Here is a 25818-nt window from a genome sequence, read left to right as displayed (position 1 = left end):
ATCCCAAATTCAACGGTCAACCTTATTCAGGGATGTACAGACGGATTGGTGTTTTTTAGTTGTAGTTTGGAATTTGGTACTTGGAATTTGGGATTTCTGAGTTTTCGTTCAAGCCTATTAGCTACGCTGAATCCTCGATTTCTCGATACATTTTTTACTGCGTTATCACTCCGTAAAAACCACTCGAATTGACGGCTTTATTAATAAACTAAAAAGACTGTTTTATGTCAGTTCGAGCCTGCCTTTGTCGGCAGACAGGCGCAGTCGAGAACTAAATAACTATTGAAAATCAATAGGTTTCGACTGCGCTCAACCTGACAATATCTAATTTGAATTACTTTTTAGAAGACACCTTCTTTATTGAAAGTGATTCAAAAATAAATCAAGCTTCTACTTGAAATTTAGCTCGAAGTCTTTTGGCGGCATCGACCATTGCCCGAAGGGCTTCATCGGTTTCTTTCCAACCACGGGTTTTTAGTCCGCAGTCAGGGTTGACCCAAAGGTTTCGTACCGGGATCAATTCTGATGCTTTATTCAACAAGGTCTCCATTTCTTCCACATTCGGAACGCGGGGCGAATGGATATCGTAAACACCCGGTCCTATTTCATTTGGATATTTAAAATTGACAAAGGCATCGAGTAACTCCATATGGGAACGGGAGGTTTCTATGGTGATCACATCGGCATCCATAGCAGCGATGCTTTCTATCATATCGTTAAATTCCGAATAGCACATGTGCGTATGGATTTGTGTGGCATCCTCGACTCCCGAAGCACTGATCCTAAAGGCTTTGATAGCCCATTCCAAATAGTTTTTCCAATCGGCTTTTCGCAGTGGTAATCCTTCACGGATAGCAGGTTCATCAATTTGAATGATCTTGATTCCGGCTGCTTCCAGATCTTGTACCTCTTTGCAAATGGCCAGTGCGATCTGATTGGCCGTGGTTTCCCGTGGCTGATCGTTTCGGACAAATGACCACTGCAATATCGTGATTGGCCCTGTAAGCATTCCTTTCACCGGAAGTCCGGTTTGTTTTTGGGCATAGGTCGTCCATGATACCGTCATGGGTTCTACTCTATCTACATCTCCGTAAATGATCGGTGGTTTTACCCCTCTGGAGCCATAGCTTTGTACCCAACCGAATTTGGTAAAGGCAAAACCGTCCAATTGTTCTCCAAAATACTCCACCATATCGTTGCGTTCAAATTCCCCGTGAACCAATACATCCAATCCTATCGATTCCTGCCAGGCAATCGCTTTGTCAATTTCTTCTTCAATGGCTTTTTGGTAGTCTTCTTGGGATAAAGTCCCTTTTTTCAGTTGGGAGCGCAATAAACGTACTTCCCGGGTCTGTGGAAACGAACCAATGGTTGTCGTTGGAAATAACGGAAGTTTCAAACTTTTCTCTTGTAGCTGTTGACGCTTACTGAACGTACTTTTTCTCCTGCTATAGCTATTATCAATTTTGTTAACACGCTCTTCCACCTTTGGATTGTGGATGCGTTTTGACTCCTTTTTGCTTTGCATAGCCAATCTATTGGCTTCCTGCAAGGCTTCCAACTCTGAAGTCCGTTTTTCACCGGCAAGTGAAGCCAAATCCACCACCTCATTCAGTTTTTGTTTTGCAAAAGCCATCCAATTCTTTACTTCTGCCGGCAGTGTTTTTTCATCGGTTTCATTGTCAAGATCAAACGGACTGTGCAATAGTGAACACGAAGGTGCGATAAGCATACGCTCTGCTCCAATGGTTTTTACGGCTGTATCTATAAGCGCTAAAGATTTGTCATAATCGTTCTTCCAGATATTTCTTCCATCTACAACTCCTAAAGAGAGTTTTAAACTGTCAGGAGCTATTTTCAATACATTTTCCAGTTGATCTTCTGCCCTTACCAAGTCCAAATGCAATACCTCTACAGGTAGATCCACTACCCAAGAAGCATTATCCTTCAAGCCTTCAAAATAAGTTGCCAACACCACTTTCAATTCCGGAAAACGGTTCGCTATAATTTCATAGGTCTTTTTATAAACTGCTGCTTCCTCTTTGTTAAGATCGGTAACCAAAAACGGTTCGTCAAACTGAATCCATTCTGCTCCTTCGTCTTGAAGTTGCTGTAAGATCTCCAAATACACCGGAAGAAGTTTTTCGATATGATCCAATCGGTTGAAGCCTTCTTCTTTTTCTTTTCCCAAAAGCAAATAGGAAACGGGACCAATAAGTACGGGTTTGGCCTTAATTCCCATGGATTTTGCTTCTTTAAACTCATCCAAAAATTTAGAAGAAGAAAGTTTGAATTGTTGTTCTTTATAAAATTCCGGAACGATATAATGATAGTTGGTATCGAACCACTTTGTCATTTCCATCGCAGTGATATCAAACCCATTTTTTTGATACCCCCTGGCCATGGCAAAGTAAAGATCCAATGTATGGTCTTCTTCCAGAAAAACATTAGAAAAACGTTTTGGAATAGCCCCCAAGATAAGGGACATATCCAATACTTGATCGTAAAATGAGAAATCGTTGACCGGAATGAGGTCAATACCGGCTTCTTGCTGAAGTTTCCAATTTGCTTCCCGAAGGCGTTTCCCTTCTTGTTCTAATGAGTCGATATCGATCTTTCCGGACCAATATTGCTCACAAGCTTTTTTAAGCTCTCTTTTGGCACCAATACGCGGGTAGCCCAAATTTTGTGTAATCATTTGCTTGTTTTTAACCTGTTAAACATATTTGATATGTTTACACAAAGAGCTTTCCGATTAAAAACAATGAATCCATAGCGATATACACCTTATCATAAAACAAGGTGTAAAAAACTATCAATTCTTGAATTTTGCTTCAAACCGCGAAAGCAGCATCATTTTAATACAGGCAGGTCTCCTGGCTTGCTCTTATGTTATTTCACCTTCCCATCCGCCTTTGGCGGACAGTGGTTTTAAATAAATAACACACTTAAAAATGCAAAAGCATCTTCAACAGATATTGAACGATCCCGATATCCATCGGGACAATACAAAGCTTACAGTTGCGCGACAGCTTGTGATTTCCACACAATTCCCTATTAATCAGCGTTAAGCTGAACCTCTTATTAGACTGACCTTTATGTAAAGAACATATATTGGTGTAAAACTACGCAATATTTTTATGGTAATTAATATACGCTAAAAACAACTGGAGGGTTTTATGTTATGAAACCCTCATAGAGGAATTTATTATGGCCAAAGTAATTACCTCAACAAAAGGAAATAAATTCTAAGCAATGTCATCCTGAGCCTGTTAAAGCATAAAATTGATACAGCCCTTCAATATACTGTGTTTAAAATCTTGAAATTCTACCTTTGATTAATCTTTGTTCATTTTTTCCATCGATGAAAAAACGAACCAAAAAAATCTAGCCTGAATTCTTTTTTCTTGAAATCTACGTGACTATTTTGATCCACCGCATGGTAGTCGCTCCTCCTACGTCGGATGCTATTACCATTGCTGCTTCAGCCACCGCCAAAATAGTCCCTGATTTGCTACAAAAAAACAATTAGGGCGGGTTTTGATTACTGCTGGTTTTAAAATGAACGTTCTCTTTTCATACATGCTAATCCATTTTAATTTCCCCATCTGCTGGCTGGTTTCATTTGCCCGTGATCCTCTCACCAACACGGCAAAATGGTTGATTAAGACTTAGGGCTGTCGAAGTATATTTTATTGAATTTCAACATGTCTCCAACAATCAAATTGATGCAGCCCTTGAGGGTTTTGAACTTCAAGGGCTCGTTTTTCATGCTGCATTATATACTTTAATAAGGCCAGTTCTAATTCACCGGATATTTTTTGCATAAAAAAACACTGTTTTGGTACGGGTATAGGCTTATCTAGGGCTTAACCCAGGGGTAGATAGGGGGCAACTCACACTTAACCACAAGAATAGTTTGGATTTTTTATAAGAAAATTCTGTAAAAAATAAGGCTTTGATTTTTTAAGGTCTTAAAAATACTTATTTGTACTTCGTGGCAAAAAAGTACAATTTGGGCAAATTCCCTGCAATAGCGGAATTGGAAATTTTAGATTGAATGGTTTTTTATGAATTGTACAAACAAAAGAGGCTGTCTTCTAAAAGGACTATTTATACACAAATTGTCAGTCTGAGCCTGCCTACCGTCAGGCAGGCCTGTCGAAGACGGTTTCATTTTCATTAGGTTACACTTCGACAAGCTCAGTGTGGCATAAGTTTTCAAATCTTTTTAGCCCCCCTTTACCCTGATAAGTACAGGCATTAAGGGATCGATTAGTCCAAAAAAATATTATGGTCATAAATCAAAGCCCATGAGTGACTTTACTGTCCTTTGGGCTTTCTTTTCGATTTAATAAACCGTAATCGCGGACAACCGAGCCGATTCTAATTCTATAGTCTTTAAAAATTGATTGTCTCCCTTTTGATTGCGCTTGTCTGTGCATTTCTATATTTCGCCATTTTTTTACAGCCTCTTCATCTCTCCATACAGACAAAGAAAGTAATTTGTCGGGAACTGATACACTTTGGAAGCGTTCAATAGAGATAAATCCATCAACTTTAGACAATTCATTTTTTAATTTAGATGCTATATCAAAATATTCTTCTTTTTGCCCCTGCTTAATCCAAGCTTCAAAAATAACTACAATCATTATTTACTTCATTTTAAAAATAATTTTTCACCTAACTCCACCACTCTTTCATCCATTTATCGGATATAGTTTTTGCTCTTTCGTAATTGTCAACAACGACAACCAATTGATTGGAATGATCACTATACTGTGTCAAAATATTGACATCTGCATTGGCTAATTCCCTGCAAAACATTCCCAATTGACCGGGTACATCTTGCCTGAGTTTCTGAATGATGACATCATTGATTTTTGTGACTTTTATCCCTACTTTTTCCAGTTCTGCTTTTGCTCTATTCGCTTCTTCAACTAAAAAATGTGCTATCGAAGCGTCGCCATTATGAAAAACACCTCCGCCTTCAAGACTGATTTTGTTTTTCCCCAATATTTCACCCATCAGCGCCAATTGCCCGGGTTTGTTTTCCATTAAAATTTCTATGTCTTTCATGTGTTTATTTTTATTGTTTTTTTAAAGGACACGGAACCTCGCATTCATAATCATTCTTTTGTGTGTCGATTACGACATGCTCGGTTTCATTTTTTTAAGTTTGTTTTGTGTTTGTTTCTGTTCATATCAAAAGTTTGCTTTTAATTTTTCATCAATCCCATATTTTTGGGCAGTTTACACCTGCACTTCGCAAATAATCCAGCATTTGTCCCGTATGTACAGCTTCGTGATAAGCCATTCTGTTTAAATAATCGCCTAACTTTTTCCGTTGACCCACTTCTTTTCGGTCAATAATCACATGCTTTAAATCTTCTTCATTCAGTTTGGCAATCATCTCCAGAAAATCATTGTGGTAACTTTCGGCAAAATCCATCTCATGTTGAAGGTCTTTGTACTCCAAACCATCCCAAGGAGACTTATAAGCTCCCAAATCGCCCCTGTTTTGTATAATTTTGTGGAACAGATGCTCCCCTTCTAACACGTGCCTGATCATTTCTATGATGGACATGGCTTCTTCATCGGGTTTCCAGTGCAAATATTCATTGGGAATCCCGCTCCATAATTTTATACTACGCCTTCTTATTTCGGAAAAGTTGAGTAAAATGATTTCGGTTGCTTTCATAATTTTGCCTGTTATTGGTTTTAGCTCTAAAATGAATTTTCTTCATCCTTTATTTTTTAACGCTTAATTAATTCTTTGCAAAGTAAATTGAAGATTCATTCTTATACTTCATTTTAAAATGAACTATGGCCATTTCATTTTAAGTACCTTTACCTTATGGGAATTGAAGATCAATTTAGTTATGTTGCTTCTTTACTGGGAGACAAAGCTCGTGCGGCAATGTTGTGGTCATTATTAGACGGAAAAGCTTATACCGCGACAGAACTGGCGGTTTGTGCAGATATTTCAAGGCAATCGGCGAGCAATCATCTTTCAAAATTGATTGACGCAGAATTTCTAGTTGTTGAAAAACAAGGAAGACACCGATATTACCGACTTGCTAACGAGCGAATAGCACAAGTGATAGAATCGATGGCCAGTTTGATTCCCGACAAACAAGTAAAAACAATACATACCGAACCTAAATCGCAAAAAATTGCTTATGCGAGAACCTGTTATGATCACTTGGCCGGGGAAATCGCCGTAAAAATTACTACGTCTTTGGTCGAACAAAAAATTATTCAGCCGATTGGTAAAGAATATAATATTACTGATTTTGGAAATGAATGGTTTAAAGAACTTGGGATAAACACTGAAAAATTAAAATTGAAAAAGCGTTCGTTTGCCCGAAAATGTTTGGATTGGACGGAAAGGAAACATCATTTGGCAGGTGCACTTGGAGCTGCTTTGCTGGAAACTATGCTCGAAAAAGACTGGATTAGAAAAAAACAAAACACAAGGGAGGTTTTAATTACGCCTTTAGGGATGAAAAAGATAAATGAAAAGTTTAAAATGAATGGTTTTTTATGAATTAACTATATCTCTATAGATTTGATGAGCCTTTCGAAGTATATTTTATTGAATTTCAATATGTCTTCCAATAATCAAATTGATGCAGCCCTTGAATATACTGTCTTTAAACCTTGAACATCTTCCTTTGATTAATCTTTGTTCATTTTTTCCATCGATGAAAAAACGAACCAAAAAAATCTAGCCTGAATTCTTTTTTCTTGAAATCTACGTGACTATTTTGATCCACCGCATGGTAGCCGCTCCTCCTACGTCGGATGCTATTACCATTGCTGCTTCAGCCACAGCCAAAATAGTCCCTGATTTGCTACGAAAAAACAATTAGGGCGAGTTTCAATTACTGCTAATTTTAAACTGAATGGTTTTTTATGAATTGTGTAAACAAAAAGAGGTTGTCTAAAAAGCCCTTATGAGTTTGATTTGTCAGTCTGAGCTTGTCGAAGACCTATTGCACTTTGATTATGCTTCGACAAGCTCAGCATGACATCCTGATTTGCAACTTTTTAGACAGCCCCAATTGTGTAAACAAAAAAACATCCGCCAAAAGCGGATGTTTTATAATTTTTATAGAAGTCTTAGTTTATTCCTCTTCTTTCTTCTTTTCCCCTCTATTCTTAAGTGTATCGAACATTATAGGAGTCGCAATGAACAATGATGAATACGTACCTACAACGACACCTACAATCATCGCAAACATAAATCCTCGTAAAGATTCACCTCCGAAAATAAAGATGGTCAATAACACCACTATAGTGGTCAAGGAAGTATTCAATGTTCTACTCAATGTGCTGTTCAATGCTTCGTTCACATTGTCTCCGCCTCTCCATCCTTTTTCCTTTATCACCTCACGGATACGGTCGAACACGATTACGGTATCGTTCAACGAGTAACCGATCACCGTCAGAATCGCTGCAATAAACGCTTGGTCTATTTCCATATTGAAAGGCATGATGCTCGATGTAAGGGAGAAGATCCCCAATACGATAAGTACATCATGGAATACTGCACTAACAGCTCCCAATGAGAATTGCCATTTACGGAAACGCAGAAGGATATACAAGAACACAACCGCCAACGAACCTAAAATTGCCCAAATAGAATTCTTCTTGATATCATCAGCAATAGTTGGCGACACTTTGAAAGTTTTTTGTATGCCTATCTCTTCAGCATCTTCACTACCTGGCATGAACTGCTCGAGAGTAGTTCCGGCCGGTAAATATTTCTGTAATGACTCATACAGCATTTGCTGGATCTCTTCGTCTACTTCTGTAGATTCTTCATCTACTTTATATTTTGTAGTTACTTTAATCTGATTTGCTGCACCAAATGTTTTTACTTCTGTACTTCCAAACACAGCATCTAGTTCAGTGTCTATTTCTGTTGGATTTACAGGATCTTCAAAACGTATTTGGTAAGAACGTCCTCCTACAAAATCGACCCCTTGATTAAGACTTAATGTAAATAACGATCCTAAACTAATTATCAAGGCAGCTCCCGAGACAATAAAAGCTATTTTACGCTTCGATAAGAAATCGATATTGATATTGGCAAGGAAATTCTTGGTTAAAGCAGTAAAGAAATTCAAATTTCTTCCTCTTTTCTCTACATACCATTCTACCAATAAACGTGTTATGAAGATGGCAGTGAACAACGAGGTCACAATACCTATTAATAAAGTAGTGGCAAAACCTTGAATAGGTCCTGTACCGAATACAAACAGGATCAATGCAGTAAGACCCGTAGTGATATTGGCATCAAGAATAGATGATAGTGCATGCTTAAATCCATCAGCAATGGCTTGTTTCTTCCCTTTGCCTTTCAGTACTTCTTCTTTAATACGTTCGAATATCAATACGTTCGCATCGACCGACATACCGATGGTCAACACAATACCTGCAATACCGGGCAAGGTAAGTACAGCTCCCAATCCGGCAAGTACACCGAAGATCAAAACTATATTGAACACCAAGGCGATATCTGCAAATACCCCAGCTTTTCCATAATAGAATATCATCCAGATCAGCACCAATATCATGGCGATGATAAAAGACATCATTCCGCTGTCGATCGCCTCCTGCCCTAAAGAAGGCCCTACTACTTCCGACTGGATAATATCTGCTGAAGCCGGTAATTTACCTGCTCTTAATACGTTTGCTAAATCGTCTGCTTCTTCCAAGGTAAAGTCACCTGAAATTTCAGAATTTCCTCCGCTAATAGCTCCTTTAGAAACTCCCGGAGCAGAATATACGATGTTATCCAAAACAATAGCGATATTTCCTTGCTCCCTAAAAGCCTTTCCTGTAAGTTCTTCCCAAATTTTGGCTCCTCTGGAGTTCATTTGCATGGAAACTGCCGGTCTTCCGGCAATATCATAAGACTGAGCAGCATCTGTGATCACATCTCCACTCATGTTAGGAACATTCTCACGGTTTCCTTTCAAGGCATACAAATCAATAAGCTGGCTGTCTTTTGGAGGAATTCCCCAAGCAAATTTCACATGCTGAAGATTTGCAGGAAGCAATTGCTTCACCTGAGATAACCTCAAATAAGAACTGAATTGTGCCGTGTCTTTGGTAGCCACTGTAGCTATAACCGGAGACCCTTGTGCACCACCACTAACGATCAGGTCGAATAACGGATTTACCTGACTGGCAATATCGATGGAATCCTGAGTTGCATCAGATAAGAGAGAATCGATCTCTGATGCTGTTTCCTCAATGGTATCTTTTTCTTCTTTTGCATCAGTCCCTACAATATCTTGTAAAGTATTATTTGCAGAGACCAAATAGGGTGCTACCTGATCTGCTTTATAAGTTTCCCAGAACTCCAATTGAGCAGTACTTTGAAGCAGGTTTTTTACCCTGTTCACATCTTTCGCTCCCGGAAGTTCTACCAAGATACGCCCGGAAGTTCCGAGACGCTGGATATTGGGTTGTGTTACCCCGAATTTATCGATACGCTTACGCAATACCTCGAATGCTGAAACGATAGACTCATCAATTTTTCTGCTGATGACAGGTTTTACCTCATCATCGGTCATTTGGAAATTGATCTCCTCGCTTAATAACTTATTGGCAAAAATATCCGGAGACGCCAATTTTGTAGTTCCGGCGCTTATTTTTTCAAATTCCTGATAAAACAAGTCGATATAATCGTCCTGACTGTTTTTTGATGCTTCATCAGCCTGAGCCAATGCCTTGTTAAAAACCGGATCTTTGGAATTGTTTGCCAAACCTTTTAAGATATCCCTTACAGATATTTGAAGGATCACATTGATCCCTCCCTTAAGGTCAAGTCCTTTGTTTAATTCTTTTTCTCTTACCTCATCAAACGTAAAACTGCTAAACCCAAGGTTATAAACCTCTTCGTTTGCAACTGAATCCAAGTATCTGGATTCTACGGCTTCCCGCTTTGCTACGTAATCATCTTCAGCATCTGAAATTTTGTTTAAGGCATAGGTTTCAGCTTCTCCTTCTACCTTATTTGCAACAAAAGTGAAAGAAAGCTGGTAAATACTTACAATACCAAACAAAATGGCAAACAGCCTGATAAGTCCTTTGTTCTGCATTCTGATTTTATTTAATGGTCATTTTTAAAAACGGACAAATATAGGGTTTACGATAGGAACTGACAATTATTTTTTTGAAGTTTTATAACATAAAAATCCTGCAAAACAATAAGATTTGCAGGATTTCGATGAATAATATCCTATGCGGACAATTACAATGTCAATAGTCCGTTTGTTTTTCTCACACCGGCAGCGCTTTCTTGCATTTTGGCTTTTTCAGCATCGGATAATTCAATTTCCACAATCTTTTCGATACCATTTTTACCCAAAATTACCGGCACTCCTATTGAGATATCCTCCAATCCGTATTCTCCCTCTAACAAAGCAGAACACGGGAACATTTTTTTCTGATCGCAGGCAATAGCTTGTACCAATCCGGACACTGCAGCTCCCGGAGCATACCAAGCACTGGTTCCTAAAAGTTTGGTTAGCGTAGCTCCACCTACTTTCGTATCTTCTTTTACTTGATCCAAACGCTCTTCTGATAAAAATTTGCTCACCGGAACACTATTTCTGGTCGCTAAACGAGTAAGTGGCAACATTCCCGTATCACTGTGTCCACCAATCACCATTCCATCAACATCAGAAATTGGAGCTCCTAAAGCTTCTGCCAAACGGTATTTGAAACGTGCGCTGTCTAAAGCACCACCCATTCCTATAATTTTATTTTTTGGCAGTCCCGTTGTTTTATGAACAAGATAAGTCATGGTGTCCATCGGGTTACTTACCACTATGATTGTTACATCAGGAGAGTGCTTGATCAGGTTTGAAGAAACATCTTTTACAATCCCCGCATTAATCCCTATAAGCTCTTCACGGGTCATTCCCGGTTTACGTGGAATTCCACTGGTGATAACAGCAATGTCACTACCTGCCGTTTTAGAATAATCACTTGTAGTTCCTGTTATTTTGGTATCAAAACTATTGAGGGATGCTGTTTGCATAAGGTCCATCGCTTTTCCTTCAGCATAACCTTCTTTGATATCCAACAAAACCACTTCTGATGCAAAGTCCTTGATCGCGATATATTCTGCGCAACTTGCACCAACAGCTCCTGCTCCTACAACTGTAACTTTCATATTTTTTATTGATTTTATGTTTAAACGTTAGTTTTTTGAAAAGACAAAGCTACTAATTTTAACACAATCAGTAGCTTTGAAAATTATTAAATTATGTTATAAAATTCTACCTAAACCCAAAGTTTACACCCACATTAAGACTGTTGAACTCTGCTAAAGTATAATCCACATTCAACCTAAAAAAGCTTAATTTAAGTTTTGTACCCAATGTTGCTTTTACTCCTGATGCTTTTTTTGAAACAGAAAATGGATCTGTTATGGTTTCCTCCTGAAAGGGACCACTTTGAACAACATATGTTCCCAACAAGTCTGTTTGTGATTTTCCGGTAAGATATCCTAAACTCCCATAAAAATTAATCACCGGTAATTTGGTGGAGGCAATAGCCTGAAAAACCCAAGTATTTGCACCGGTTTCAAAACGCTGGTTTTCCCCATCTACTACCCCTGTATCGGTAAAGTCGTAACTTCCGTCTAAATGTGTATATCCTATAAGACCAGAAATAGCTACCGGGAACAGGTTATCTACCGGCAACCATTCAGTAAATTCATGCTGAACCCCAAAGCCGTAAAATCCAACTTTTACATCGTCTGAATCGACTTTTGGGAAAAAGCGCATCTTCACTTCGGTTCCTTTGAAAAGGCCAACACTAGCCTGTAAGAATGCTGTTGGTACAAAATTTACATTTTCTGAAGCCAATCCGGTTGGAAGTGTAAACTCGGCACGTTCGGTTACTCCCGGAGCAACCTCACCTTCTACATACACCTCAATTCCTTCAATATCCCCTAAGGCTGTAGCCACTTCTTTACTTACACTTCCATCTGTAAATTGCAGATTTTCATAATCTGCTGTATTTAAAACAAAAGATTTTTTCCCATCTTTTACAGGACTTATATTCCCGATAATGGATATTTCAAAACCTAAAAATGGTTTTGCTTTGGCTGAATTAAACCATCCATTACTCATCCCATACATAAGTCCTTCGCTTGCCGGAGCCAGATAATCGTTTGTAAATCGTTGTGCATCATCCACCCCAGCTGCGAGCAAATCGTTGACATTCTGTTGTGCTGTTGATAACAATCCTGATAGTAACAGGGTAATAAATAAAATCTTTTTCATGTGCTCTATTTTAATTTGTTTTCAGAGGTCATATGGACACCCATATTGTTTATAGACTTGTTTTAATCATATACGAGATAGTGTCTAAAAAAGTTCATTGCCGTTTGTTTAATATAAGAAAATTACGTCAGTTTGAGTACCCTGTGGAATATTGCGAAGCAATTTTATTCCGCGGAGTGTATCGAAAACAAGTGATTTTCGTTCGAAAGCCTATTCTCGATACAATTTTTTTCTTCGCAGAGCTATGAAAAAAATTACTCGAATTGACGGCTTCCGACAAGACTAAAATAAAAAAACTCACGAGGAATCCCGTGAGTTTTTTGTTGTATTTTCTTATTTACTTATGCATCGATATTCGCATAGACAGCATTTTTCTCGATAAATTCCCGCCTCGGCGGCACCTCATCTCCCATCAACATAGAGAAGATTCTATCGGCTTCACTACCGTTGTCGATGGTGACTTGACGCAACGTCCTGAATTCAGGATTCATTGTGGTGTCCCACAACTGTTCTGCATTCATTTCCCCAAGACCTTTGTAACGCTGTACGTTAACACTTCCTCCAAATTGTTCTGCCAATTCATCGCGTTCTTTATCGTTCCAGGCATACTCCTTCTTATTTCCTTTTTTGACCAGATACAATGGAGGTGTAGCAATATACACATGTCCGTTTTCGATCAATTCCTTCATATATCTGAAGAAGAATGTAAGGATCAAGGTTGCAATGTGAGAACCATCCACATCGGCATCACACATGATCACAATTTTATGGTAGCGTAATTTTTCGAGGTTCAATGCCTTGCTATCTTCTTCGGTTCCAACAGTTACACCAAAAGCGGTAAAGATATTTCTGATCTCTTCATTTTCAAAAACCTTATGTTGCATGGCTTTTTCAACATTGAGGATCTTACCTCGTAATGGCAGAATCGCCTGGAAATTTCTATCCCTTCCTTGTTTTGCCGTTCCCCCTGCGGAATCTCCTTCGACAAGGAATATTTCACATTTTTCAGGATCTTGCTCAGAGCAATCGGACAATTTTCCGGGCAGTCCACCACCACTCATTACGGTTTTACGCTGCACCATTTCACGCGCTTTTTTCGCCGCATGCCTGGCTTGGGCAGCCATAATCACCTTTTCTATGATGATTTTTGCATCACTGGGGTGTTCTTCAAGGTAGTTTTCCAACATTTCAGAAACAGACTGAGAAACTGCTGAAGTCACCTCCCTGTTCCCTAATTTTGTTTTGGTCTGTCCTTCAAACTGTGGTTCTGCAACTTTTACAGAAACAATCGCCGTAAGTCCTTCACGGAAATCATCTCCTGAAATTTCGAATTTCAACTTATCCAACATTCCCGAAGCATCAGCAAATTTCTTAAGTGTTGTGGTCAATCCACGTCTAAAACCGGAAAGATGTGTTCCTCCTTCGTGTGTGTTGATGTTATTCACATAAGAATGTAGGTTCTCGTTGAACGAAGTATTGTAAACCATCGCTACTTCAACAGGAATATCATTTTTCTCTCCCTCCATAGAGATTACGTCAGAAATCAAGGGTTCGCGATTTCCATCCAAAAAACGGATAAATTCCTTCAATCCTTCATCAGAATAAAATTTTTCGTGAACAAACTCACCTTTTTCATCTTTATGACGCATGTCTGTAAGGGTAATTGAAATCCCTTTATTCAAATAAGACAATTCGCGCATACGACTGGCCAAAGTATCATAACTGTACTCTATAGTTTGCTGAAAAATGGTTTCATCCGGTCTAAACGTAATCAGCGTTCCGCGTAAGTCCGTTTCTCCAACCGCTTTTACAGGATAAAGTGTTTTCCCTCTTTCATATTCTTGCTCCCAAATCTTACCGTCCCTGTACACGGTCGCTTTCATATGACCGGACAAAGCGTTTACCACAGAAACACCAACCCCGTGAAGTCCACCGGATACTTTATAGGAGTCCTTATCGAATTTACCACCGGCTCCAATCTTGGTCATGACCACTTCCAAAGCGGAAATTCCCTCTTTTTTGTGAATATCTACCGGAATACCCCTCCCGTTATCTTCAACGGTTATGGAATTATCTTCATTGATCACCACGCGAATGGTATCACAATGACCGGCCAAAGCTTCATCTATGGAGTTGTCTACCACCTCATAAACCAAGTGGTGCAAGCCTCTTGTTCCAATATCTCCAATATACATCGACGGACGCATACGAACGTGCTCCATCCCTTCCAATGCCTGAATACTATCGGCCGAATATTGATGCTTTTGTGTTTCTTCGCTCATTATATTCTCTTTTCTTTTATCTTTAGATTATAACGCATAAAAAAATGCACTTTGTGCATCTTTTTGAATACCTACAAATATACGAATTTTAAGCCCGGTTTAAAAGGTTTTAGCCAAGCGAAACTAAAAATTATCAACAATTGTTAATTACTCAAAAGCCCCTTAAAACGGCTTAAAATAGCCTTAAACGCCATTTTGTCGTTTTTTAACATTCCCGAAGATGACTAAAAACACAAAAACCTCGCAAAAGCAAGATTTTTGTGTCTGTTTTTGTGAAAGAGTGATCTCTTTTATGTCTATTTTAATTGTTTTTCAAAGTCCTCTCCTCAGACGTTTCAGTCTGAGTCAGACCTAAAGCGTCTGACCTAACCCTTTCCAAAGGAGAGGGGACAAAACTTCTGACTCCTGACTTCGGTCATCGGTCTCCTCTCCATATACATCTATTTTTCATAAGCATCCGCATGAACTTTGGCCACAGCCCTACCCGATGGGTCGTTCATGTTCTTGAAGGCTTCATCCCATTCTAAAGCGGTTTGGGTACTACATGCCACCGAAGCTTCTTGCGGTACACATAGTGCCGCTGCATCAGAAGGGAAATGCTCTGCAAAAATAGAGCGGTAATAGAACTCCTCCTTCGACGTTGGAGTCTGAATCGGGAACCTGAACTTGGCGTTTGCCAACTGTTCGTCACTCACTTCCTGTTCTACTATTTCTTTTAAGGTATCGATCCAACTGTAACCCACCCCGTCTGAGAATTGCTCTTTTTGTCTCCAAGCCACACTTTCGGGCAAATAGGATTCAAATGCTTTACGCACCACCCATTTTTCCATGCGCTCCCCATCGATCATTTTATCTTGCGGGTTAATACTCATGGCTACATCCATAAATTCCTTGTCCAAAAAAGGTACACGTCCTTCAATCCCCCAAGCGGCCAGCGATTTGTTGGCACGCAAACAATCATACATATGCAATTTCTCTAGTTTACGTACGGTTTCCTCGTGAAAATCTTTGGCACTTGGCGCTTTGTGGAAGTACAAATATCCTCCAAACAACTCATCGGCTCCCTCTCCGGAAAGCACCATTTTGATCCCCATCGATTTGATCACACGTGCCATGAGGTACATAGGCGTAGAAGCCCTTACTGTAGTCACATCATAGGTTTCCAGGTTATAGATCACATCTTTGATGGCATCCAAACCTTCCTGAATGGTAAATTTTATTTCGTGGTGAACGGTTCCGATATGGTCGGCTACTTTTTGTGCTGCAGCCAAATCCGGTGAGCCTTCCAATCCAACTGAAAATGAATGTAAACGTGGCCACCATGCCTCAGAAGTGTCATCGGATTCAATACGCTTTTCAGCATATTTTTTTGCAACTGCCGAAGTCACCGAAGAATCTAAACCTCCTGAAAGCAGTACTCCATAAGGTACATCAGACATCAACTGTCTGTGTACAGCTGCTTCCAAAGCATCTTTTATTTTCTGAATACTGGTTTCATTGTCCTTTACCGCATCATATTCAGTCCAGTCGCGAACATACCATTTTTTAAATTCCCCGTCTGAGCTGTGTAAATAATGCCCCGGAGGAAAAAGTTGAATTTTGGTACACACCCCTTCAAGCGCTTTTAATTCTGAAGCTACATAAAACGTTCCATTCTGGTCCCAACCAATGTAAAGTGGAATGATACCCATGTGATCACGCGCCACAAAATATTCATCCTTCTCTGCATCATAGATCGCAAAACCGAAGATTCCGTTCATCTCATCTACAAAAGCAGGACCTTTTTCTTTGTAAAGTGCTAAGATCACCTCACAATCGGATTCGGTTTTAAAGTTGTACTTCCCTTCAAATTGTTTGCGCAATTCCCTATGGTTGTATATCTCACCGTTGGCTGCCAATATCAATTTCCCGTCTTCACTTAATAAAGGTTGTTTCCCTGAAGCCGGATCGACGATTGCCAGACGCTCATGCGCCAAAATGGCTTTTTCATTACTGTATATCCCACTCCAATCCGGTCCTCTGTGACGCACTTTTTTGGACATCTCCAACAATTGAGGCCTTAAAGCCTCACTTTCCTCTTTCAAATCGAAAGCACATACAATTCCACACATATCTAGTTGTTTTTTTTGTTAAACTCATTTAAACTTTTTTATCCCGATAATTATCAGGAGGCTATAAAATTGCCCTTATGCCCATACGCCGGCTGGCTCTATCGCTAAAAATGTCTACCAGACATTTTCTTTACGCTCAGCCCTATCTAATAATTAACAAGGCAAATATGATATTATAGTTTCATATTAAAAACAAAAACTCACTATTTAGTTTTAATTTAAAACATAAATTTACATTTTTTAACAAATTTGAAATTAAAAGTATTGGAAAAATATACGATCGAAAGAAAAATGTAAGTTCTCCCTATTTTTCCAGTTAAAAAAGAAGACAGTTTAACATTTTTATATGAAGAAGATTTTATAGTTTTAGGTAAATTTTAAAAAATCCAATAATATAGTTAATAATGAAAAAAATAATCACATGCATGCTGTTCGTTGCAGCACTAACATTCACTACCGAATCTTCTGCACAGAAATTTAGCGGACTCGATAAAAGTCCGGCAGATATCGCCTATCTCAGAACAGAAAGAAGTGCCCCACCTTTGGTTAAAATCATTTATAGTCGTCCACAGTTAAAAGGACGTCTTGTAGGTGTCGACCTTGCTCCCCACGGGGATGTTTGGAGAACCGGAGCCAATGAAACTACCGAAATCAAATTCTATCAGGATATGACTTTTGGAGGTGAAACCATTACAGCCGGAACATACAGCTTATTTACCATCCCGGGAAAAAGTGAATGGACTATCATCCTTAATAAAGACCTTGATACTTGGGGCGCCTATTCGTATAACGAAGCTAATGATGTAGCTCGTATAACAGTTCCTGCTTCAACAGGCGGCAAATCCCTGGAAGCTTTCTCCATCACTTTTGCTCCTGACGACAATGGTGGAAAAATGATTATGGGCTGGGATAAAGTAAGGGTCGAGGTGCCTATTGCTACTGAATAGCAGCTATAACAAAACGTATAACACAAAAAAACCTGTGAGTCTGAATAAGATTCACAGGTTTTTTAAATTTATAAAGGGTGTTTAAAAAGATTGTTTTGTGTCAGTTCGAGCGCAGTCGAGAACTAAAACCCTATGGAATCAATAGGTTTCGACTGCGCTCAACCTGACAATATCAAGTTTTATCACTTTACCTGTTTCCCGCCAACAAAAGTTTTTTCCACTTGTAGATTCGGGATATCCTCAGCAGGGACGGTCATGATATCTTTATCCAAGATGATGAAATCGGCCCATTTTCCCACTTCAATACTTCCTTTTTCGTCTCCTTCAAAATTGGAATAGGCCGCCCAGATGGTCATTCCCTTTAAGGCTTCTTCCCTGTTCAAAGCATCTTTCATTTGAAATCCGCCTTCGGGATAACCTTCTACATCTTGTCTGGCCACGGCGGCATGGAATGTTAAAAACGGACTCACATATTCTACCGGAAAATCGGTTCCTAAAGCAATGATTCCTGATTGCTCCAAAAGCGTTTTGTAGGCATAAGCACTTTTTATGCGCTCTGCCCCTAACCGATCTTCTGCCCAATACATATCACTCGTAGCATGTGTGGGTTGTACCGACGGAATAATATTATCTGAAAAATAATCAAAATCAGCTTCGTCTACTACTTGAGCATGCTCTATTTTCCAGCGTTTGTCTTTTTCCCCCTTCAAGGCTTTTTCATAAGCGCGAAGCACCACCACATTTGCTGAATCTCCAATAGCATGTGTATTCAACTGAAAATCGGTTTTGGAAAGTCGTTCTGCCAAACCGTAAATCTGATCCACAGGAGTGACCATCGCACCAAAATGGTTGTGCTTATCTGAATATGGTTTCTTTAGTGCTGCTCCCCTTGATCCCAAAGCGCCATCGGCATAGGCTTTTACCGAGCGTACATTCAGTTTATCGGTTTTGAGGATGCCTCTATTTAAAAAATAATCCAGGTTTTTCTGAGTGTTGCTCATCATGGCATACACCCTCATATCCAAAGCGCCTGCTTTTTGAAGGCTGTCTATCAGCAAAATGATCTCTTTGTCCAATCCGGCATCATTTACGGTTGTCAATCCGTAGTCGAAACACAATTTTTCAGCATCTTTCAATGCTTTTGCAGCTACTTCCTCCGTTGTTTCAGGAAAAATTTTATCGACCAGCCCCATCGGGTTATCAACCAAAATCCCGGTGAGTTCCCCGTCTACTATTTCAATTTCACCTCCATCAACTTTTGTTTCCTTTGTAATCCCAGCCAAAGTCAACGCTTTTTGATTCACCAAATAGGCGTGCCCGTCTATACGGTCAAGCACCACGGGAATATTGGGAAAAAGGGAATCCAATTTTTCTTTGTTGGGAAATTCCTTGTTCTCCCAATCGTTTTGATCCCATCCTCTTCCAATAATAAAATCTGAATTCTTTTCTTTTTGAAAATTGATGACGCGGCTTATCACCTCATCAAAACTTTTTGTTCCCACCAGATCCACATGCTGTTCTTTCAGTCCTAAAGCATAAAAATGACAATGTGCATCGATAAAACCCGGATAGACCGGTTTGTTTTCGGCATCTATAACTGTTTCGGAATGATATTCATCTGTAATCGTTTCAGAATCACCTACGGCAACAAATTTCCCGTCTTTGACCGCAAAGGCAGTTGCCATGGACATAGTAGAATCTACCGTATAGACATTGGCATTGACAACAATCGTATCCATATTCTCTTTCTCTTGGCATGAAAACAGCAATGCCAGTGTGAGTATTGTTAAAATTTTTCGCATTTGAGTTGAATTAGTTCTAACAAAAATAACTTTATATTTTTAATCCGACTAAATGAGTTCAATTCTTCAATGTTCCAAATAACACTCCACATTTTATTAACAAGACCTTCCTTGTTGAATATTTCACCCCTACGGGGCTAAGCACACCCCAATGCAAGCATACAGGGAATTTAAAGACCTGATTAATAATACGTATTATCTATTTGATGAAAGTCTTTTTATTCCTAAACAAATTTGTAAATTGAAATGGCTATCCACAAGCTAATTTTCATGAAGAACAATATCCTTCAATTTTTTAAAAGCTATCGTTTCACCAAAGGGCTACTCATCAGCACAGCTGCATTCAGTGCCATCACGTTTTGTTATTTTTTCTTGAATATGGTAATTGGTGCCGGAATGGCATTTGGGGTTTTACTGGCCTCAACCAGTGATATTCCGGGAAGAAAAAAACATCATATCTACGGGGTTTTGATTGCCATCCTCTTGGCTGTTGTGAGTTTTGTGTGTATTCAATTTACACTAACAAACCTCTACCTTCTTTTTCCAACACTAATCATCCTTGTGTTTTTCAATTCTTATATTTCTGTTTACGGATTCAGGGCTTCCCTTATTGCTTTCTCCGGATTGTTGGCCATATCGCTGAGTTTTGCCAAACCTCAAAGCGGAATAGACATTTTATACAATGTACTCTATATCATCGGCGGCGGATTGTGGTATTTGTTGTTTTCATCACTTTTTGAAAGTATGCGAACCAAACAATACAGTGACGAGCTGCTTACCGAATGTATTCAACTTACCGCTGAATACCTGAACACCCGGGTAGCTTCTTTATCTTCCAAAGACAGGGAATCGGCTTTGAACAGACAATTGAGTTTGCAAAACGAGATCAATGAAAAACACGAAACCTTACGTTCGATGCTGCTTCACAAAAGGCAACGATCAGGCTCTATGAAATATCAGAGGCAACAGCTGCTTATTTTTATTGAACTGGTCGACATTTTGGAATTTGCAGTCGCCAATGCCGTAAACTACAAAAAGTTTGACAAAAGCAGCGCGCTCTTTCAGGAAACAACACTTCAAATTGCTTCAAGCATGCAAGCTGTCACCAACAGACTTTCGGACTTTTCTGAATACATCATGACACACAAAAGGATTCCTGAAGATAACGAACTGAACACCCAGTTACGATCATCTTTGAACGCCATAGAGCAATTTAAATCCCAAATTGATATCAAAGAAAAACGAGAGGAAGTGCTGCTCCTTAGAAATTTGTATGATTATACGGAAAGGCAATTGCAAAAAGTGATTACACTGGAGCGGATCATCAACAACAACCTCATCAACGAAATCACAATCCTGAAAAGAGCCGATAGAAATAAATTTATCACTTCTCAAGACTATAGTTTTAAGGTGTTTAGAGAAAACCTGACCTTAAAATCCCCTATTTTTAAACATTCCCTACGTCTGGTGGTTACCGTGCTTATCGGTTATGGAATTGGTACTGTTTTTTCCCTTCAAAACACCTATTGGATCTTATTGACCGTTATGGTTATTATGCGCCCCGGCTATGTGTTGACCAAAGAGCGTTCCCGGCAACGTATGATCGGTACTTTGATTGGTGGAGCCATTGCCCTTGGCGTGGTGTTGATCACCAACCAGCTGTTGGTCTATATCATCATCACCTTTATCGCCATGACGCTTGCTTTCACCTTCATCCAGCAAAACTACAAGGCTTCGGCAGTGTTTATCACACTGACCATCATTTTTGTCTATGCCATGCTTTCTCCTAATGCTTTTGAGATTATTCAATACCGAATGGTCGACACCCTTATCGGTGCCGGACTTGCAAGCATCACCAACCTGCTGTTATGGCCGGCATGGGAGAGTCAGCAGATTTCAGAGTTAATCCTCGAAGCTGCTCAAACCAACAGAAGATATTTGCATCAAGTAAATGTGATGTACCACAACAAATCGACCGACAAACTTCCTTATAAAATATCTCGAAAAAACGCTTTTATCGCTATCGGAAATCTGCACGCCGGTTTTCAACGAATGACACAGGAACCCAAATCCAAGCAACAGAACCTAAACAGCTTGTATGAAATTGTAGTTACCCAAAACACATTGCTTTCGGCCACTGCTTCGCTGGGGACTTACATTCAGATTCACCCTACCACAGATGCATCTGCTTATTTTGATACTTTTATGACTTCAATTGACAATGAACTTGCCCATTGTGAGGCAATCCTTAGTCGAACAAAACCAAAGCTCAAAGAAACTCCCGATCTAAAAGAAGCCAAAGCCTACCTACATCATGTTTTTGATCAGTTATCCACCCAAAGAAATCTAGAAATTGACACCGGACAGGAAATAAACACCGAACTCCGTGAGCACATGAAAGAAGTCCGTATTATTTCCGAACAGTTGGAATGGCTTTACAGCCTTTCAAAAAATCTGCATACGGCTGTAAAAATGTATCAGTAGGAAGTAATATTAAAGAATGAACGTTATTTAACAATCAATATCGGTAGCCTTGGCTTCTCGTTGAAGAGTTCTTCTGCAACACTTCCGACCAAAAGAGATGAGAAATTGTTTCGTCCCTTATCAGCCACAACCAATATATCAGCTCCTGCTTCTGAAGCATTTTGTAAAAGTCGTTCCGCTATGCTGGCATCCTTTGTCTCAAGGATGTGAAGTTCTTCCATCCCATCCTTGAGTTCAGTTTTCTCAAAAAACTTTTTACTGCGTTTCTCTGTATGTGTTTCAATTTTTTTCATCATATTCTCCTTGGAAACATAGGGCGAAAACTGCATAGGAATGGTATACACATGTGCTACTTCGATCACTGTTTTCAATTTTTTGGAAATTTGTTTCAATAACGGCAAAGTTTTTTTAAAAGCCTTTGAGAAATCAGTCCCTACCCATATTCTTTCTATTTTAGGTTCTGTCCCTTCCGGAATGGTCAATACGTGGCATTTTAATATCCTGAGTAATTTGCTGCTTAAGATCCCAGAGCCTTTAGATTTCCTTTTATTCCCCAGAAGTGTCAACTGTATCATGTATTTTTGGGAGATATACTGTATTAGGGATTCGGTATTGGGATCCTCCGAAATCAACACTTCCCAATCTACAGGAGCAGTGAAATGTTCCTCTATGACCTCTTTCAGCTCATCGCCGATCACATCATCGAGGTTGATGTCTTTGAGCTGTTCTTCAAACAAGGTTGAAATTTCATACTTTTTGATGTTGTGGACAAAATACACATTTTCAACCTCCAGATGTTCTGCAATAAAGGAAGCATACCGGATTAGATATTTATCCATGGAAGACAGGTCTAATGCTACAAGGATGTTTTTTATGGAATTCATAATTGCTACTCTTTAAGTTTTTTGGATTCTTTCCTATTTCGTTTTTGAACAATCTCGGCAACGATATGTTCATAATTTTCTTTTTCTTTTTGACTTTTCTTCTTCTTCAGTTTCTCCAAATCTTCTTTTAGACCTTTATAGAGGGAATAACTCATAACTATCAGGATAATGGCGAAAGGCAAGCCAGTTACGATTGTAGCGGTTTGCAAGGCTTTGAGCCCACCTCCCAGCAAAAGGACAGCTGCTACGGCACCTTCGGTGACTGCCCAAAAGATACGTTGTCCTACCGGTGCTTCTATCTTTCCGCCCGAGGTCAGACTATCGATAACTAACGAACCAGAATCAGAAGAAGTAATAAAAAAACCGGCAATCAGGATAACAGCAATTATATTAATAGCAATCGACAATGGGTAATCCTGAAAGAAAACGAATAATGCTGTGGAAATATCATCATCTACAGCCCTCACTATGGTATCGTTTCCCAACAAGGCCTCCTGAATGGATACACTTCCAAATGTCGACATCCAGAAAAAAGTGACCAGGGAAGGAATCAGCAAAACTCCAAGTACAAACTCACGAACCGTTCGTCCCTTGGAAATACGGGCGATAAACATTCCTACAAAAGGCGACCAACCTATCCACCAACCCCAATAAAATACCGTCCAATCATTCTGCCATGAAGTTTGGGTAAAAGTCTCGCTCCAAGTAGATACATTGATAAAATTAGCAAGATAACTTCCTGTATTTTCCACAAACGACCGGAAAATAAAAATGGTAGGTCCCAAGATAAGGGCGAGCAATAATAGGACAACGGCAATACGCATATTCCACTCGCTTAAAAACTTCACTCCCTTATCGACTCCCAGCACAACCGATATCGTTGCTACCAAGGTAATCCCTCCGATAAGCAGCACTTGGGTACGGATTCCGTTGGAAACATCAAGCACGTGATTGAGTCCACTTGCAATTTGCTGAACCCCAAAACCCAGGGAGGTGGCCAATCCGAACAATGTAGCCAATACAGCAAAAATATCAATGATGTCACCAATCCGGCCGTGAATACGGTCTCCTAAAAAAGGATAGAAAATAGAGCGTATGGTCAATGGCAATCCCCTTGAATAAGTGAAATACGACAATGCCAAACCGACTAGTGCATAGACCGCCCATGCATGAAGTCCCCAATGTAAAAAAGTGAGGTTCATCGCTTGTGAAGCAGCCTCAGCAGTCCCCCCATCTCCTATGGGTGGTGATGTAAAATGAAGTACCGGTTCGGCTACCCCGAAATAGAGCATCCCAATTCCCATCCCGGCACTAAACAACATGGCAAACCACGAAAGGGTTTTAAATTCAGGTTTTGCATTTTGACCACCAATACGCAACTTTCCGTATTTTCCAAAGGCGAGATAGATCAAAAAAAACAAAAACAAGTTGATGCAGAGAATGAAAAACCAATCGGCATTGTCGGCAACTGCCGTCTGTATTTTCTCAAAAACTTTTTCTGCCCTCTTTTTGAAAAGCAAGGTAAGCGCAATACTCACAATAATGATGATAGTCGATGTAAAAAAAACGGGGCCGTTAACATCCATTCCGAAAATTGATTTCTTCTCGTCGCTACGTGTAATCTTCTTCGCCATAAATACTTTTTTTTGACTCGTTTATAGTTTTATATGTATATTTTTATTTGTCCTTCAAAAGTCGCAATTATCTAATCGGCAGATAGGTTTGTATTAAAGAACGTTTTATCATGCGTGTTTCATTTAAAAGTAATATCCAATATTTATGTTAAGACGGGCTTCCCACTTGGATTCAGGATCACCATTACTGAAATCGTTTACAAAATTTCCTCCCAGCCACGAATGATTGCGTCCGGCGGCATAATCCACATACATATAGATCTGTCCGATATGGAATAAAGCTCCCGTTACATTCATAAATGAATCGGAAAAACCGGCTTCTGTTTTTTGCATATAACCGAAATCGTTATAAAATTGTATATCGGACAGGGGACCCCACTCAATCTGGACGGTTTTGGACACCGCCATGGTAAACATATTGAAATCAGAGGCTACTTCATAAGGCGCCCCATAAGCCCCCATTTGCACTATTTCATTGTTTCCGTCTTCATTTTCAGGATTGTGAGCTACATGAATGGCCTCCGTTTTAAGGTTCCAATCTTTGTAATCAACTTCATAATGCAAGGCTAGCGCGTTGTGGTTTCCTTTGGAGTCAGTATCGATATTATACAAATACCCATATTGACCGGAAAAACCTAACCGTTGTTTCCACGCTTTCCCATAATTATATATAATCTTTGTATTAAATTGGTTGATTTCCTTATTCCTACCTACTATATCATAAGAATAACGACTTAAATCATGTTCGGTGTTTTCGGCAAAGTTTAAGTCTTCTGCATTTTTAAAGAAAGCCAGATAATACTCCCAACGCTTTCCAAGATGGACATATTTAAGCCCCATATCGTGATCGTCTTCCAAACCCACATAATATGTCAGGTTAAAAAACCAATTGTGACTGTTGTACTGCTGTATCCCAAAAGGAACGGAGGCCAAGCCCAGCTGAATCTCTTCTTGTTCATTAAAACGATAACCCACCCAAGCCTGTTTTAAAAAACCACCACCGAAGGCATTGGAATACAAGCGGTATTCTGCATCCATATAAACATTTTTATACGATGCCTTTGCGTTGATACGGAACATATCGTAACCAAAAGTGCCCCCTTGCTCTTTTTGCTCTTCTTTCCAGGACGAATACACATAATTAAAACGTAGGGCACCCCCTATCTGTAACTTAGGTTTGTCTTGGGCAAAGGTATTACTGCTAAACAAACAAAATAGGAAAATCCCAAAACTGCTTTTACATTTTTTTTTCATTTAGATATAAAAAATATGTTGGGGAAATATTGTTGTTTTTTGAAATTTTGACGGACTCCTTAAATCTCCCTGCCCTGTCTTTTCGGCAGACATGATTAATAAAATT

At 39.4% G+C, this 25818-nt stretch carries 17 protein-coding genes and 1 riboswitch; of the genes, 3 read left to right on the top strand and 14 right to left on the bottom strand.

The genetic code is table 11. The annotated features are described in order from the left end of the window. Nucleotides 1-382: 382 nt before the first annotated feature. The 5 genes from metE to OOZ15_RS06400 form a co-directional block, all read right to left on the bottom strand. Nucleotides 383-2698, bottom strand: a complete 2316-nt coding sequence (gene metE, locus OOZ15_RS06420) for a 5-methyltetrahydropteroyltriglutamate--homocysteine S-methyltransferase (RefSeq protein ID WP_265955121.1) — start codon at nt 2696-2698, stop codon at nt 383-385. A 151-nt stretch (nt 2699-2849) separates the two neighbouring features. Then, nucleotides 2850-3097, bottom strand: a riboswitch (cobalamin riboswitch). A gap of 595 nt (nt 3098-3692) precedes the next feature. Further along, on the bottom strand, nt 3693-3827 hold the full coding sequence (locus OOZ15_RS06415) for a hypothetical protein (RefSeq protein ID WP_265955120.1): 135 nt from the start codon (nt 3825-3827) through the stop codon (nt 3693-3695). Between the two features lie 477 nt (nt 3828-4304). Next, complete coding sequence (locus OOZ15_RS06410) at nt 4305-4652, bottom strand: antibiotic biosynthesis monooxygenase family protein (protein WP_265955119.1); 348 nt, start codon at nt 4650-4652, stop codon at nt 4305-4307. A gap of 31 nt (nt 4653-4683) precedes the next feature. Next, the gene (locus OOZ15_RS06405; protein WP_265955118.1) at nt 4684-5079 is read right to left on the bottom strand and encodes an amino acid-binding ACT domain-containing protein; all 396 of its coding nucleotides are present in this window, start codon (nt 5077-5079) and stop codon (nt 4684-4686) included. A 151-nt stretch (nt 5080-5230) separates the two neighbouring features. Continuing rightward, nucleotides 5231-5701 carry a DinB family protein gene (locus OOZ15_RS06400; RefSeq protein ID WP_265955117.1) on the bottom strand — a complete coding sequence of 157 codons (471 nt, stop codon included), beginning with the start codon at nt 5699-5701 and terminating at the stop codon, nt 5231-5233. A gap of 156 nt (nt 5702-5857) precedes the next feature. On the opposite strand from OOZ15_RS06400, the gene OOZ15_RS06395 reads away from it, so the two are divergent. Next, the gene (locus OOZ15_RS06395) at nt 5858-6550 is read left to right on the top strand and encodes an ArsR/SmtB family transcription factor (RefSeq protein ID WP_265955116.1); all 693 of its coding nucleotides are present in this window, start codon (nt 5858-5860) and stop codon (nt 6548-6550) included. A gap of 580 nt (nt 6551-7130) precedes the next feature. On the opposite strand, the gene secDF is transcribed toward OOZ15_RS06395, so the two are convergent. From secDF to asnB, 5 genes are all read right to left on the bottom strand, one after another. Then, on the bottom strand, nt 7131-10118 hold the full coding sequence (secDF, locus tag OOZ15_RS06390; protein WP_265955114.1) for a protein translocase subunit SecDF: 2988 nt from the start codon (nt 10116-10118) through the stop codon (nt 7131-7133). 152 nt (nt 10119-10270) lie between these two features. Then, the gene (mdh, locus tag OOZ15_RS06385; protein ID WP_265955112.1) at nt 10271-11197 is read right to left on the bottom strand and encodes a malate dehydrogenase; all 927 of its coding nucleotides are present in this window, start codon (nt 11195-11197) and stop codon (nt 10271-10273) included. A 106-nt stretch (nt 11198-11303) separates the two neighbouring features. Beyond that, on the bottom strand, nt 11304-12314 hold the full coding sequence (locus OOZ15_RS06380; protein ID WP_265955111.1) for a DUF6588 family protein: 1011 nt from the start codon (nt 12312-12314) through the stop codon (nt 11304-11306). Between the two features lie 341 nt (nt 12315-12655). After that, nucleotides 12656-14596, bottom strand: a complete 1941-nt coding sequence (gyrB, locus tag OOZ15_RS06375) for a DNA topoisomerase (ATP-hydrolyzing) subunit B (protein WP_265955110.1) — start codon at nt 14594-14596, stop codon at nt 12656-12658. Between the two features lie 440 nt (nt 14597-15036). Beyond that, nucleotides 15037-16707 (bottom strand): asparagine synthase B, encoded by a 1671-nt coding sequence (asnB, locus tag OOZ15_RS06370; protein WP_265955109.1) that lies wholly within the window; start codon nt 16705-16707, stop codon nt 15037-15039. Between the two features lie 404 nt (nt 16708-17111). Here asnB and OOZ15_RS06365 point away from each other — a divergent pair, with 404 nt between their 5' ends. Beyond that, complete coding sequence (locus tag OOZ15_RS06365) at nt 17112-17654, top strand: DUF2911 domain-containing protein (protein WP_265955108.1); 543 nt, start codon at nt 17112-17114, stop codon at nt 17652-17654. Between the two features lie 182 nt (nt 17655-17836). Here the strand turns inward: OOZ15_RS06365 and OOZ15_RS06360 are convergent, their stop codons facing one another. Next, a complete protein-coding gene (locus OOZ15_RS06360; protein ID WP_265955107.1) occupies nt 17837-19456 on the bottom strand; it encodes an amidohydrolase in 1620 nt (539 codons plus the stop codon). Between the two features lie 270 nt (nt 19457-19726). On the opposite strand from OOZ15_RS06360, the gene OOZ15_RS06355 reads away from it, so the two are divergent. Next, a complete protein-coding gene (locus tag OOZ15_RS06355; protein ID WP_265955106.1) occupies nt 19727-21940 on the top strand; it encodes an FUSC family protein in 2214 nt (737 codons plus the stop codon). A gap of 23 nt (nt 21941-21963) precedes the next feature. Here OOZ15_RS06355 and OOZ15_RS06350 read toward each other — a convergent pair whose 3' ends face one another. The 3 genes from OOZ15_RS06350 to OOZ15_RS06340 form a co-directional block, all read right to left on the bottom strand. After that, nucleotides 21964-22824: a universal stress protein gene (locus OOZ15_RS06350; protein WP_265955105.1), complete on the bottom strand. Its 861-nt coding sequence runs from the start codon at nt 22822-22824 to the stop codon at nt 21964-21966. Nucleotides 22825-22829: 5 nt separating this feature from the next. Continuing rightward, complete coding sequence (locus OOZ15_RS06345; protein ID WP_265955104.1) at nt 22830-24458, bottom strand: BCCT family transporter; 1629 nt, start codon at nt 24456-24458, stop codon at nt 22830-22832. Between the two features lie 123 nt (nt 24459-24581). Then, nucleotides 24582-25712: a hypothetical protein gene (locus tag OOZ15_RS06340; protein ID WP_265955103.1), complete on the bottom strand. Its 1131-nt coding sequence runs from the start codon at nt 25710-25712 to the stop codon at nt 24582-24584. Between the last annotated feature and the right edge of the window lie 106 nt (nt 25713-25818).

Source organism: Galbibacter kalidii, from assembly GCF_026241135.1.
Lineage (GTDB): Bacteria > Bacteroidota > Bacteroidia > Flavobacteriales > Flavobacteriaceae > Galbibacter.
This window is presented reverse-complemented; position numbering and strand designations above follow the sequence as displayed.

Excerpts from the sequence above, each read along its gene's own strand:
- metE (WP_265955121.1), bottom strand. The coding sequence starts at position 2,698 with ATGATTACACAAAATTTGGGCTACCCGCGTATTGGTGCCAAAAGAGAG.
- OOZ15_RS06415 (WP_265955120.1), bottom strand. The coding sequence starts at position 3,827 with ATGCAAAAAATATCCGGTGAATTAGAACTGGCCTTATTAAAGTATATA.
- OOZ15_RS06410 (WP_265955119.1), bottom strand. The coding sequence starts at position 4,652 with ATGATTGTAGTTATTTTTGAAGCTTGGATTAAGCAGGGGCAAAAAGAA.
- OOZ15_RS06405 (WP_265955118.1), bottom strand. The coding sequence starts at position 5,079 with ATGAAAGACATAGAAATTTTAATGGAAAACAAACCCGGGCAATTGGCG.
- OOZ15_RS06400 (WP_265955117.1), bottom strand. The coding sequence starts at position 5,701 with ATGAAAGCAACCGAAATCATTTTACTCAACTTTTCCGAAATAAGAAGG.
- OOZ15_RS06395 (WP_265955116.1), top strand. The coding sequence starts at position 5,858 with ATGGGAATTGAAGATCAATTTAGTTATGTTGCTTCTTTACTGGGAGAC.
- secDF (WP_265955114.1), bottom strand. The coding sequence starts at position 10,118 with ATGCAGAACAAAGGACTTATCAGGCTGTTTGCCATTTTGTTTGGTATT.
- mdh (WP_265955112.1), bottom strand. The coding sequence starts at position 11,197 with ATGAAAGTTACAGTTGTAGGAGCAGGAGCTGTTGGTGCAAGTTGCGCA.
- OOZ15_RS06380 (WP_265955111.1), bottom strand. The coding sequence starts at position 12,314 with ATGAAAAAGATTTTATTTATTACCCTGTTACTATCAGGATTGTTATCA.
- gyrB (WP_265955110.1), bottom strand. The coding sequence starts at position 14,596 with ATGAGCGAAGAAACACAAAAGCATCAATATTCGGCCGATAGTATTCAG.
- asnB (WP_265955109.1), bottom strand. The coding sequence starts at position 16,707 with ATGTGTGGAATTGTATGTGCTTTCGATTTGAAAGAGGAAAGTGAGGCT.
- OOZ15_RS06365 (WP_265955108.1), top strand. The coding sequence starts at position 17,112 with ATGAAAAAAATAATCACATGCATGCTGTTCGTTGCAGCACTAACATTC.
- OOZ15_RS06360 (WP_265955107.1), bottom strand. The coding sequence starts at position 19,456 with ATGCGAAAAATTTTAACAATACTCACACTGGCATTGCTGTTTTCATGC.
- OOZ15_RS06355 (WP_265955106.1), top strand. The coding sequence starts at position 19,727 with ATGAAGAACAATATCCTTCAATTTTTTAAAAGCTATCGTTTCACCAAA.
- OOZ15_RS06350 (WP_265955105.1), bottom strand. The coding sequence starts at position 22,824 with ATGAATTCCATAAAAAACATCCTTGTAGCATTAGACCTGTCTTCCATG.
- OOZ15_RS06345 (WP_265955104.1), bottom strand. The coding sequence starts at position 24,458 with ATGGCGAAGAAGATTACACGTAGCGACGAGAAGAAATCAATTTTCGGA.
- OOZ15_RS06340 (WP_265955103.1), bottom strand. The coding sequence starts at position 25,712 with ATGAAAAAAAAATGTAAAAGCAGTTTTGGGATTTTCCTATTTTGTTTG.